The 12527-nt window shown below is 66.9% G+C and carries 9 protein-coding genes; 6 read left to right on the plus strand and 3 right to left on the minus strand.

The window, feature by feature from the left end; translation table 11 throughout:
* The first annotated feature begins 36 nt into the window (after positions 1–36).
* Both G342_RS0104925 and G342_RS0104930 read left to right on the plus strand, forming a co-directional pair.
* A complete protein-coding gene (locus G342_RS0104925) occupies positions 37–1161 on the plus strand; it encodes an ABC transporter permease (RefSeq protein ID WP_018181996.1) in 1125 nt (374 codons plus the stop codon).
* A 37-nt stretch (positions 1162–1198) separates the two neighbouring features.
* Positions 1199–2197: an ABC transporter substrate-binding protein gene (locus G342_RS0104930; RefSeq protein ID WP_018181997.1), complete on the plus strand. Its 999-nt coding sequence runs from the start codon at positions 1199–1201 to the stop codon at positions 2195–2197.
* Between the two features lie 113 nt (positions 2198–2310).
* Here G342_RS0104930 and G342_RS0104935 read toward each other — a convergent pair whose 3' ends face one another.
* Positions 2311–3846: a glycosyltransferase family 39 protein gene (locus G342_RS0104935; RefSeq protein WP_018181998.1), complete on the minus strand. Its 1536-nt coding sequence runs from the start codon at positions 3844–3846 to the stop codon at positions 2311–2313.
* 212 nt (positions 3847–4058) lie between these two features.
* Between G342_RS0104935 and cysQ the strand changes: the two genes are divergently transcribed.
* The 3 genes from cysQ to cysN all read left to right on the plus strand — a co-directional run bounded on the left by cysQ (position 4059) and on the right by cysN (position 7860).
* On the plus strand, positions 4059–4883 hold the full coding sequence (cysQ, locus tag G342_RS0104940) for a 3'(2'),5'-bisphosphate nucleotidase CysQ (protein ID WP_026304134.1): 825 nt from the start codon (positions 4059–4061) through the stop codon (positions 4881–4883).
* Between the two features lie 155 nt (positions 4884–5038).
* Positions 5039–5947, plus strand: a complete 909-nt coding sequence (cysD, locus tag G342_RS0104945; protein ID WP_018182000.1) for a sulfate adenylyltransferase subunit CysD — start codon at positions 5039–5041, stop codon at positions 5945–5947.
* Positions 5947–7860, plus strand: coding sequence for a sulfate adenylyltransferase subunit CysN (gene cysN, locus G342_RS0104950; protein ID WP_018182001.1), 1914 nt, complete (start codon positions 5947–5949; stop codon positions 7858–7860). Before cysD ends, cysN begins: the two co-directional genes overlap by 1 nt.
* A gap of 80 nt (positions 7861–7940) precedes the next feature.
* Here cysN and G342_RS0104955 read toward each other — a convergent pair whose 3' ends face one another.
* Positions 7941–9716: a hypothetical protein gene (locus G342_RS0104955; RefSeq protein WP_018182002.1), complete on the minus strand. Its 1776-nt coding sequence runs from the start codon at positions 9714–9716 to the stop codon at positions 7941–7943.
* 148 nt (positions 9717–9864) lie between these two features.
* Positions 9865–10950 (minus strand): polyphosphate kinase 2, encoded by a 1086-nt coding sequence (gene ppk2, locus G342_RS23280; RefSeq protein ID WP_018182003.1) that lies wholly within the window; start codon positions 10948–10950, stop codon positions 9865–9867.
* A 133-nt stretch (positions 10951–11083) separates the two neighbouring features.
* Here ppk2 and G342_RS0104965 point away from each other — a divergent pair, with 133 nt between their 5' ends.
* The gene (locus G342_RS0104965; protein ID WP_018182004.1) at positions 11084–12418 is read left to right on the plus strand and encodes an ATP-binding protein; all 1335 of its coding nucleotides are present in this window, start codon (positions 11084–11086) and stop codon (positions 12416–12418) included.
* The last annotated feature ends 109 nt before the right edge of the window (positions 12419–12527 follow it).

Consider the following 12527-nt stretch of genomic DNA (forward strand, 5'->3'; position numbering starts at 1 on the left):
AAGGGGGAGGGAATTGGCGGCGGAGGGGATGGCCCGATGAGTTCGCGCGGACATCTCCAACCCTGGCTTGCCTTCCTCGGCCTGTTCGCCGCCGTAGCCCTGCCGCTCGACGCCGCCGATCCCGCCCGTCTGCTGCCGCGCGAAGGTCTCGCCGGCTGGAGCGTCATCCTGCTTCTGGCGCTGGCGACCTACGCGGCCGTCAAGGCCGAGCGCAGCACCGTCACGGCGATCCTGCTGGCGCTGGCAGCCCATGCCGGTGCCTGGTACGCGCTCGCCATCCTGCCTGGCCTCGCCGGCCATGCCGGTCCCGGTTTCTGGGCGCTGCTCCTCACCGCCTGGCTGCTGGCCTGGCGGCTGGTGTCGCAGCTTTCCGCCATCAAGCCGCGCGGCGGGCTCGGCGGCTTCCTCTTGAAACTCGTCGTGCCGCTGATCTTCGGCGCCTGGCTGTTGATCTTCTGGGAGGTGATCGTCGTCGCCTTCCAGGTGCCGAGCGTCCTGATCCCGCCGCCCTCGGCGATCTGGGCCAAGCTCGCCTCGTCGATCCCGATTCTCGCCGCCGATTTCCGCCAGACCTTCCTGAAGGCGGTGATCGCCGGCTATGTGATCGGCTGCGGCTCCGGCTTCCTGGTCGCCATCCTGGTCGACCGCATCCCGTTCCTGCAGCGGGGCCTGCTGCCGGTCGGCAACCTGGTCTCGGCGCTGCCGATCATCGGTATCGCGCCGATCATGGTGATGTGGTTCGGCTTCGACTGGCCGTCCAAGGCGGCGGTGGTGGTCGTCGCCACCTTCTTCCCGATGCTGGTCAATACCGTCACCGGCCTCGCCGCCTCGCAGCCGATGCAGCGCGACCTGATGCGCACCTATGCCGCGAATTATTGGCAGTCGCTATTCAAGCTGCGGCTTCCCGAGGCGCTGCCGTTCATATTCAATGCACTCAAGATCAATTCTACACTGGCCCTGATCGCTGCCATCGTTGCCGAATTCTTCGGCACGCCGATCGTGGGCATGGGATTCCGTATCTCCACCGAAGTCGGGCGCATGAACATCGACATGGTGTGGGCGGAAATCGCGGTGGCGGCCTTGGCCGGCTCCGCGTTCTACGGGGTGATCGCGCTCATCGAGCGCGCCTCGACCTTCTGGCATCCGTCCTTCCGCACCTGAGGGCGGGGCCAGCCATGAACAGAACCTGGAGGGGTCTATGAAGAAGCTTATGATTGGGGCGCTCGCGGTCGCCGCGGGGCTCATGACCAGCGTCTCGGCCCATGCGGCCGATGCGTTGACGCTGCAGCTGAAATGGGTCCCGCAGGCCCAGTTCGCCGGCTACTACGTCGCCAAGGAGAAGGGCTTCTACGACGAGGAAGGCCTCGACGTCACCATCAAGCCGGGTGGCCCGGACATCGCCCCCGAGCAGGTGATCGCCGGCGGCGGCGCCGATGTCATCACCACCTGGATGCCGGCAGCGCTGGCTTCGCGCGAGAAGGGCGTACCGCTCGTCAACATCGCCCAGCCCTTCAAGAAGTCGGGCATGATGCTGACCTGCCGCAAGGATACCGGCATCAAGTCGCCGGATGATTTCAAGGGCAAGACGCTCGGCGTCTGGTTCTTCGGCAATGAATATCCGTTCCTCGCCTGGATGGCCAAGCTCGGCCTTTCGACCGAGGGTGGCCCGAACGGCGTCACCGTGCTGAAGCAGGGCTTCAACGTCGACCCGCTGATCCAGAAGCAGGCCGACTGCATCTCGACCATGACCTATAACGAGTTCGGCCAGGTGCTGGACGCCGGCATTCCGGAGAGCGACCTGATCGTCTTCAAATACGAGGACCAGGGCGTCGCGACGCTGGAAGACGGTCTCTATGTCATGGAAGACAAGCTGAAGGACCCGGCCTTCGTCGACAAGATGGCGAAGTTCGTCCGCGCCTCGATGAAGGGCTGGGCCTACGCCCGTGACAACACCGACGAAGCCGCCAAGATCGTGCTCGAGAACGACGACACCGGGGCGCAGACCGAAGCGCATCAGAAGTTCATGATGGGCGAGGTCAACAAGCTGACCGAGGGCACCACCGGCGCGCTCGACGAGGCCGATTACAAGCGCACCGTCGCCACGCTGCTGGCAGCCGGCGGCGAAGCGCCCGTCATCACCAAGGAGCCGACCGGCGCCTGGACGCATGCCGTCACCGACGCGGCCGGCCTGAAGTAAGCCGCGCCATTGATACGAAGTTGAAACGGGCGCCTTCGGGCGCCCGTTTTTCATTGGGGCGGAGACGTGGGGCGGAAGGGGGCGGGCCACCTCACCTCAGGATCAATCGTCCCTCAGCTCTCCGCTTCGCATCGCTTCAGCGCCGCCGGCGCGAGGCCGGCATCGCGCGCGATCATCGTCAGCTTCTGGTCGCCGAACCGCCACGAGCACACGATAGCGCCCTCGGCCAGCGCAGACGGCACGGTCCGGTAGGCCGCCGTCAGCAGGAAGGCGAGCGGCCGCCCGGCCGCCTCATCCCAGAGGATCGCCATCGGCTCGCGCACCGGATCGATCGCCGCATAGGTCATGCGGTCGGCATCCGGCAGATAGTAGCGCAGCGCCTTTTCCGCATGCGGCGCGTCGGTCAGGATCTCGGCATCGCGCACGCCGCTCTCGCGCAGGAAGGCGGCGACGGGACGCCAGTCATATTTTCGCGCTGAAACCAGCATGTCGAGCGCCTGGAGCGCGATGCCGGCCAGCAGGGCGACGAGAACGGCGAGAGCGGGCAGCCGCGCCACACCCGGCCGGGCGACGAGGGCGGCGATACCGGCCGAGGCAAGCAACACCGCCGCCGGCAGCATGCCGATCAGATAGCGGCCGGCGCTGGCCGAGAAGATGCCGAGGACAAGGAACACCAGTGGCGTGCCGAAGGCGGTGACAGCGAGCATCCGATGGGCGGGCTTCGCCCGATTGGCGAGGAAGCCGGCGAGCATCAGGGCGAGAAAGCCGGTCGCGAGCCAGCCGTTCCAGCCGGCGTCGAGAAAGCGGTCGAGATCGCGCGGCACGACGAAACCATAGGTCTCACCAAACGCCTCGATCGCCCGCTGGCCATAGCCGTAGCGGGACTGCCACTTCATCAGCCCGACCGGCTTCTCGGCCTGCGCCTGCACGGCGGGGAGCAGGAAGGCGGCGGCGACGACAATGCCGGTCCAGGTGATGAGGATGTGGCGCCACCAGAGCCGCTTCAGCGCCGGGGCGAAGTTCCGGAATCCGCAGGCGGGGAGCGCGAGGTGCTGCAGGGCGACCGGGACGATGCCTGCCGGGATCGAAAGCGCCGCGCCGAGCGTGCCGATGGTGGCCAGGATCGCCTGCCGCCCGGGCTTCGGCCGGCCGGTCAGGAGCCCGATCTGGCCGGTGATGGCGAGCGCCACGAAGGCGAGCATCAGCGCATAGGGCCGCGCTTCCTGGCCATACTGGATCAGCGCCGGATAGAAGGCGTAGAGCAGGGCGGCCGCGATGGCGCCGACCCGGCCGGAGAGCCGCAGTGCCAGCAGCGCGACGAGGGCGCCGGCGAGGCTGTCGAGCAGTGCAGACGGCAGGCGCAGCGCGAATTCCGAGCCGCCAGCGAGGCCCAGCCCCTTCAACAGCGCGAAATAGGTCGGGAAATGGCCGTTGGCGAGCCGGTCGGCGACGAGGCCGGACCAGGACGCCCTGGCGACATCGGCGGTGATCACCTCGTCGAACCAGAGCGCCAGCTCGCCGAGCGTCGACAGGCGGATGACGAGGCAGAGCGAGAAGGTCAGGACGAAGACGATCGCCGGCGCCGCGGCGGCCGCCTTCGACCGCCATGCAGCACTTCCCGCCCGCAGGATGATCTCGGCCTCAGCCATGTCTGCTTCCCGCATTCAGCTCACCGCCTGCCCATGGCGGATAAGCCCGCCATCGCGATCCCGTGACAAGCTGTTGCGCTTCTTGTCAGGCAAATCCGTGGCCGGGCCTCCTTGCCGCTTGTGCGAGGCGCCGGGGAGCGCTACGAGCGCAGAAGGTATTCTCGTTTCCGTAACGACAACCCATCTTGGCCATCCCTCTGGAGCATTCGACCGTGTCCCGCCAGAAGACCCCAGACGACGCCGTGTTCGAGGCCCTGATCGCAACGGCGATCGCCGCCGGCGTCGTCGTCATGCGCGTCTATGATGGCGGCTTCGCGGTCGAGCACAAGGGCGATGCGTCGCCGGTGACGGAAGCCGACCGGCTGGCGGAACAGGTGATCCTCGCCGATCTCGCCCGACTGGTGCCCGGCATTCCCGTCGTCGCCGAGGAGGCCTGCGCCGACGGGCTCATTCCCGCCGTCGGGGCCACGTTCTTCCTGGTCGACCCGGTCGACGGCACGCGTGAATTCATCAGCCGCAATGGCGATTTCACCGTCAATATCGGCCTGGTCGAGAATGGCGAGCCGACACTCGGCATCGTCTACGCGCCGGCGCGCGGCGATCTCTATGCCGGCCGCCTCGGCAAGGGCGCCGAGCATCTGACCATCGTCGACGGCGCCATCGCCCATCGCCGCGCCATCCATGTCGCCGATCCGGCCGCGTCGCCGCCGCGCATCCTTGCCAGCCGCTCGCATCGCACGCCCGAGACGGACGAATTCATCGCCCGCTTTCCCGGCGCCTCGCTGGTGGTGGCCGGCTCGTCGTTGAAATTCTGCCTGATGGCGGCCGGCGAGGCGGATCTCTATCCGCGCATGGGGCCGACCATGCAATGGGACACGGCGGCGGGCGACGCGGTGCTGCGCGCGGCCGGCGGCATGGTCGAGACGATCGACGGGGAAACGTTTGTCTACGGCCCTGGCGCGGGCGACGGCGTGCGCGCCTTCGCCAATCCCTGGTTCGTGGCAAGGGGAGCGGAACGGGTCGCGGCGATCGCGTAAATCACGATCATTTCTATAGAGATTGTTGAAATCACTTTTCTGATATCGGCGTCATCGCGCCAATCTTCAGGCTATAGATGGAAATATACGGCACGGCTGTGCTTGAGAACAGGGGCTGACGAAGACTAGGTTTCCGCTCCATTCCGGAGTTTTTCATGGCACCACCCGTCCAGTCGCATCTTCGCCGCCTCGAAGCCGAGGCGATCTTCATCATGCGGGAAGTCGTCGCCAACTTCGATAATCCGGTGATGCTCTATTCGATCGGCAAGGATTCGTCGGTCATGCTTCACCTGGCGATGAAGGCCTTTTATCCGGCCAAGCCGCCCTTTTCCCTGCTGCATGTCGACACGACGTGGAAGTTCCGCGAGATGATCGCCTTCCGGGACGAGACGGTGCGCCGGCTCGGGCTCGATCTGCGCGTCCACACCAACCTCGAAGGCAAGGCGGCAGGCGTCAATCCGTTCGACCACGGCTCGTCCAACTACACCCAGATCATGAAGACCGAGGCGCTCAAGCAGGCGCTCGACACCGGCGGCTATGACGCGGCCTTCGGCGGCGCCCGCCGTGACGAGGAGAAAAGCCGCGCCAAGGAGCGCATCTTCTCGTTCCGTTCCGCCAATCACGGCTGGGACCCGAAGAACCAGCGGCCGGAGCTCTGGTCGCTCTACAACACCCGCATCAGGCCCGGTGAGACGATCCGCGTCTTCCCGCTGTCGAACTGGACCGAGCTCGACATCTGGCAATACATCCTCGCCGAGCAGATCCCGATCGTGCCGCTCTATTTCTCGGCCGAACGCCCGGTGGTCGAGCGCAATGGGCAGTGGATCATGGCCGACGACGCCCGCATGCGCTTCCTGCCCGGCGAGGTGCCGCAGATGCGGCGCGTCCGCTTCCGTACGCTCGGCTGCTATCCGCTGACGGCGGCGGTCGAATCCGACGCCGAAACGCTCGACGACATCGTCCGCGAGATGTTCCTCGCCACCACCTCCGAGCGGCAGGGCCGCCTCATCGACCATGACGAATCCGGCTCGATGGAGAAGAAGAAGCGCGAGGGCTATTTCTGATGACCGAGATCGTTTCCCCCCGGCCGGTCGTCGACGGACACCCCGCCTCCGAGCTCTTTGCCCGCAAGGACGACAAGGGCATCCTGCGCTTCCTGACCTGCGGCAGCGTCGATGACGGCAAGTCGACCCTGATCGGCCGCCTGCTCTACGACACCAAGCGCCTGTTCGACGACCAGATCGCCACGCTGGAGAAGGATTCGCGAAAATTCGGCACGGTCGGCGATGACATCGACCTCGCCCTCCTCGTCGACGGCCTCGAGGCCGAGCGGGAGCAGGGCATCACCATCGACGTCGCCTATCGCTTCTTCGCCACCGAAAAGCGCAAGTTCATCGTCGCCGACACGCCCGGTCACGAGCAGTACACCCGCAACATGGCGACCGGCGCCTCGACGGCGGATCTCGCCGTGCTCCTCATCGATGCGCGAAAAGGCATCCTGACGCAGACGCGGCGCCACGCCACGATCGCCTCGCTGCTCGGCATCCGCCATGTCGTGCTCGCCGTCAACAAGATCGACCTGATGGGCTACGATCGCGACGTGTTCGAGCGCATTGTCGGCGAGTTCGACGCCGAGGCCGAGCATTACGGCTTCGCCACGCGGGTGGCGATCCCGCTGTCGGCCCGGTTCGGCGACAATGTCATCGGCCAGAGCCCGAACATGACCTGGTATCAGGGCCCGACGCTGATCGAGCATCTCGAGGGCCTGGAACTCGAGCCCGGCGTCGACCGGCCGCTCCGCTTTCCCGTGCAATGGGTCAACCGCCCCGATCTCACCTTCCGCGGCTATGCCGGAACGGTGGCGAGCGGCGCGGTCCACCCCGGCGACACGGTGGTGGTGGCGCGCTCCGGCCAGCCGGCCAGGGTCGAGCGCATCGTCACCTATGACGGTGACCTGTCGGCCGCCGAGACGGACGACGCCGTGACGCTGACGCTCGACCGCGAGATCGACATTTCGCGCGGCGACGTGCTGGTGCCGGCCGACGCGCGACCGGAGGTCTCGGACCAGGTCGCCGCCCATCTGATCTGGATGGCCGAAGAGCCGATGCTGCCCGGGCGCCCCTATCTCCTCAAGCTCGGCACGCGCACGATCGGCGCGGCGGTGACCGAGCTGAAGCATCTCGTCGAGGCCGACACGCTGAAGCCGCTCGCCGCCAAGACGCTCGGCCTCAACGATATCGGCTTCGCCAACCTGTCGCTGGCCGAGCCCGTCGCCTTCGACCCCTATGACGACAACCACGCCACCGGCGCCTTCATCCTGATCGACCGATTCACCAACCAGACGGTGGCGGCCGGCATGGTCCGCTTCGGGCTGCGCCGCGCCACCAACATCCACCGCCAGGTGCTCGACATCGACAAGGCGTCGCGCGCCGGCGCCAAGGGACAGCGGCCGAGCATCCTGTGGTTCACCGGCCTGTCGGGCGCCGGCAAGTCGACCATTGCCAACATGGTCGAGAAGAAGCTGCACCTGATGGGGCGGCACACCTATCTGCTCGACGGCGACAATGTCCGCCACGGCCTCAACCGCGACCTCGGCTTCACCGACGCCGACCGCGTGGAAAACATCCGGCGCGTCGCCGAGACGGCCAAGCTGTTCGTCGATGCCGGGCTGATCGTGCTGGTGTCGTTCATCTCGCCCTTCCGCTCCGAACGGCAGATGGCGCGCGACCTGGTCGAAGATGGCGAGTTCATCGAGATCTTCGTCGACACGCCGCTTGCCGTCGCCGAGGAGCGCGACGTGAAGGGGCTCTACAAGAAGGCGCGCGAAGGCCAGATCAAGAACTTCACCGGCATCGACAGTCCCTATGAGCCGCCGATGGCGGCCGACATCCACCTCGACACAACGGCGCATGATTCCGAGGCGCTGGCCGACCAGATTGTCGACTACCTCATCGGCAACGGTTACCTGCCTGGGTAACGCCGGGCGGGGCGGGCGCTTTTCGCCTCTCCCTGAGGAGAGGTGACGGGCGAGCCTGCGTCCGTCCCGACGGAGAGCCCTTACTTGAGGATCTCGATCCGGACCGAGCTGACGTCGGCGGCGGTACCGTCGCCGGGGATGCCGGGCTCGAGCATCACCGCGTCGGTTTCCGGACCGCCGCGTTCCTTCGGCACCGTCCAGACCAGCGACAGCGGCGCATAGTCGGCCGTGAGGTCGCCGTCCTGCCAGGGGCTGAGGGCGCGGCCGTTCTGATAGGCGAAGCGCAGCGTGTTGGCCGGGTTGTCCGCGGCGGCGCGGGCGACCACGACGATGCGGACGGTGCGCCCCGCCAGACGCTCGAACACGCCGCGACCGACGGTAATCCGCGACCCGGTCGAATTGGACGAGGATGAGATGCGGGCGAATCCGCCCAGCGTGTCGCCTTCGAAGCGGACCGGATTGTCGGGCGACGACTGGAACACGCTCGGATCGCGGCCATCGAACAAGCTGATTGATTCGAGCGCCAGGGCGCCGCTTGCAATCTCCGGCGGCTGTGTCGTCGCCGGCGGGGGCGTCGCGGCCGGGGCGACAGCGGCGGGTGGTGCCGGGGCGGCCGGATCGGCGGCGCGGACCGGCGGCGCCGGCTCGACGACGGCGACCTGCGGCGCGGGACCGCGCACCAGGAAATAGGCGCCACCGAGCACGCCGCCAGCCAGAACGAGCACGACCGCGGCGATCGCCGCGATCCTCCGGCCGCTGAGCTGGCCGATCGCATCGCCGAAGCGTTCGCCGAGGCCGCGGCGGGCCGGCTCGTCGTCGTAGCCCTCGTCGTCGGCGAGTTCCCGGTCCGGGAGTTCATCGTCGGCTAAGTCGTCATCGGCCGACGGCTCGTCGAAGCGCCGGCCGGCCGGCCCGACCGTGGCCAGCCGCCTAGGCTCATCACCCGACGCTTCGTCCTCGTCCTCGTCGTCTTCGGCCGAATCGTCGCGCAATTCGTCTTCGTCGGCCAGATCGTCGTCGAAGCGGGTACCCAGTGGCCGGACCTCGGCCAGGCGCTCGCCGAGCCGCTCGAGGCGTTCGACGTCGGTCGACGTTTGGTCGTCCGGTTCGCCTTCACGCTCGTCTTCCGGTTCGTCTTGCGGCGCGTCGTCGGACTGCTTTTCGGCGTCCTCGATCCAGCTGTCGTAGAGGTCCGGATCCGTGTCCGTCTCGTCGGCGTCGTCCTCCTTGATGGGGGACGCGGCCTCGATCTCGTCTTCGAGCTCGATCGGTTCCTCGTCCGCCGGCGTTTCCGACGGCTCGTCGTCGGTGACAGGAGCCAGCCGGCCGTTGAGCCGCGCCAGCGCCTCCTCGACCGCCTTCTTCGCCTTCAGCGCGCTCTCGGCCTTGTCTGCCGAGGTGGCGGGTGTCGGCGAGCCGATCTGCGGCAGCGGTTCGAAGCGGGCCGGTCGGCGCAGAATGGCGAGCGCCTCGGCGCGCCGGTCCGGCAGCGCGGCGGGTTCGGGCTTCGGCTCGGGTTCTGGTTCCGGCTCGGCTGTCGCCGCCGCTGCCAACTGGACTGCGATGTCGGCGGGCTCGAAGCTCGCCAACAGCGGCAGTTCCGGCTCGTCCTCATCGTCTTCGCCGCCGTCCTGTGCTGCCGGCGCATCCTCGGCCTCGCCCAGGATGGCGGCGACGATATCGTCGAACTCGTCGATCTTGCTGTCGATCTCGCTGGGCGAGAGCGGCGGGTCATACGACCACAGCAGGCGGATCATGGCTTCGCGCGCATTGGCGAACATGCGTTCCCGACCGTCGTGATCGGACGGCTCGAGATGCGCAACGGAGCGGCGCAGGACCGATTGAAGCTGACTCATATCCCTCGGGATGACCGGAAAAGGGTGAACGAACGGTTGATAATCCGAACCGAAGGCAAAACTTCGGCAGCCTTGCGGCCGTCGCGGAGCGTTTTCGATCGAAGCGGAAGGCCGGTTCGCGGGAAGAAACCGCGACCCGGCAAGGAGCCTATCCCTTCTTGAGGAACTTCAGCCCGTGTCCGAGGATGAGCGGATCCGGCTCCCGCACCACCGACTTGTCGCGGCCGGGATAGTCGATCTGGCCGAGCACATGACGGATGATGTTGAGGCGGGCACGGCGCTTGTCGTTGGCCAGCACCACGGTCCAAGGTGTCGTGTCGTTGTGGCAGGCGTCGAGCATGGTGTCGCGCGCCTTGGAGTAATCCTTCCATTTGCCGAGCGCGGCATAGTCCATCGGCGACAACTTCCAGATCTTCAGCGGATTGTGTCGCCGCTCGTGGAAGCGCTTCAGCTGCATCTCCTGGCCGATGTCGAGCCAGAACTTGAACAGGATGGTGCCGGACTGGACCTGCGCCAGTTCGAAATACGGAGCCTGCTTGAGGAAGATCTCGTGCTCCTCGGGCGTGCAGAAGCCCATCACGATCTCGACGCCGGCGCGGTTGTACCAGGAGCGGTCGAAGGTGACGATCTCGCCGGCGGTCGGCAGTTCGGCGACATAGCGCTGGAAGTACCACTGGCCGCGCTCGGTGTCGGTCGGCTTCGGCAGCGCCACGTCGCGGGCCTGGCGCGGATTCATGTACTGGCGCAGCGCGAAGATGGCACCGCCCTTGCCGGCGGCGTCGCGGCCCTCGAACAGCATCACCACCTTGAGGCCCTTGTCGATCACGTGGTGCTGCAGCTTGACCAGCTCGATCTGCAGGGCCGTCAGTTCTTCGTCGTATTTCTCCGACTTCAGCGTTTTGTCATAGGGATAGCCGCCGGACTTGAGGGCGGCGTCGGCCACCCAGTCGGGCAGGACGGGATCGTCGAGATCGAAGGAGCCGAGCTTGGTTTCGATCGGCGCGGCGTCGACGTCGGGCTCGAGCTGTTTCGGGAGCGTCGGGGCTGGATCGGTCTTGCCGTTCTTCCCCGGCTTGTCGGACTTGCCGTTCTTGCCACCGTTCTTGCCACCGTTTTTGCCCGTCGGTTCGGCGGCGGCCGGCGAGGCATTGTCGTCGGCTTTCAGCGTCTCGGCCTGACTTTTGCCGGCCTCGGATGCACCGGCTTTGGACTTCGTTTTGCCTGCATTGGCCATATCGGCTCCGATCTCCTAAGTATGCCCGCGCGGAGACTGCCACGATGTCATCAGCTTGTCCTGTTCGACATGCGATGGTGAGCCGGCATTGCTGTCGAAGGGCAGTGGATCTGGACGGGAATGGAAACGCTGAATGGTCGATGACGGCAGGACGGGGGACGATCGGGAAGGGCTCGACGGCGACAAGGGCGGCCTGATGGCGCGCCTGGTCGAGACACGCGCCTTCTTCCTGATGCTGGCGGCGCTGTTGCTGCTGCTGGTGCTGGTCGACCAGATCAGCGCCGTCGTTGCCGGCATACTGCTGGCGTCGAGCCTGGGTTTCTTCGCCGTCTTCGTGCGCGGCCGCGAGGAGCGCCCCGTCCGGCTCAAGAGCCGGCAACCGCCGTCGATCTGGCCGGAAACGGGCGTAAAGCGCATGGCCGACGCGCTGCCCGATCCCTGTGTCATTCTCGATCGTCGCGGCGTCGTGCGCTATGCCAACAGCCGCGCCGAGGCGGCGTTCCCGATCCGGCCGGGCGATCCCCTGACCTTCCGGCTGCGCGCCCCCGATTTCGTCGGCGCCTTCGACCGTGTCGCCGCTGGCGGCCCGGCCGAGAAGGTCGAGTTCCTGGAGCGCGGGGCGACCGAGCGCTGGTACGAGGCCTGGTTCTCGCCGCTCGAGCCGGCCGCCAGTGGCAGCGACCGCAGCGGCTTCATCGTGCTGATCTTCACCGACCTGACGGAACAGCGCATCAGCGAGAAGATCCGCGTCGATTTCGTCGCCAATGCCAGCCATGAGCTCCGCACGCCGCTCGCCTCTCTGTCCGGCTTCATCGAGACGATGCAGGGGCCGGCGCGCGACGACGCCAAGGCGCGCGAGCGCTTCCTCGGCATCATGCACGACCAGGCGACGCGCATGAGCCGCCTGATCGACGATCTGCTGTCGCTGTCGCGCATCGAGATGAAGGCGCATATGCGGCCGGAGACGCCGGTCGACCTGACGAAGGTGATCCGCGGCGTCGTCGACGCGCTCGAACCGCTGGCGCGCGATCTCGGCGTGACGATCGAGACCGACCTGCCGGACGAGCCGCTGGTGGTTCCTGCCGATCGCGACGAACTGGTGCAGGTGTTCCAGAACCTGATCGAGAACGGCTGCAAGTACGGCCGCTCCGGCAAGCGCGTGCTGGTGGCGGCGACGCCGCCGGTCGGCGGCCGTGGCGGCCCGGTCGTCTCGGTGCGCGATTTCGGCGCCGGAATTCCGGCCGAACACCTGCCGCGTCTGACCGAGCGCTTTTACCGGGCCGACATCCAGGCAAGCCACGCCCAGCGTGGCACCGGGCTCGGCCTCGCCATCGCCAAGCACATCCTGAATCGGCACCGCGCCCGGCTCCTGATCGAAAGCCGGGCCGGCGAAGGGGCTACCTTCACTGTCGCATTCACCACCTCGCTGACATTGCCTGATTCTGAGAAATCGGAGAAAGCCGTTTGATTTCAGTCCGTTGGACTGTCACAAAACAGTAATGGTATCGTCATAGAACCATTACCTGCCGGCTCTAGGGTCGCCTCGCGTCCCGGTCGTCATCGGCGGGGACAAGCAA

This window comes from Kaistia granuli DSM 23481 (genome assembly GCF_000380505.1).
Lineage (GTDB): Bacteria > Pseudomonadota > Alphaproteobacteria > Rhizobiales > Kaistiaceae > Kaistia > Kaistia granuli.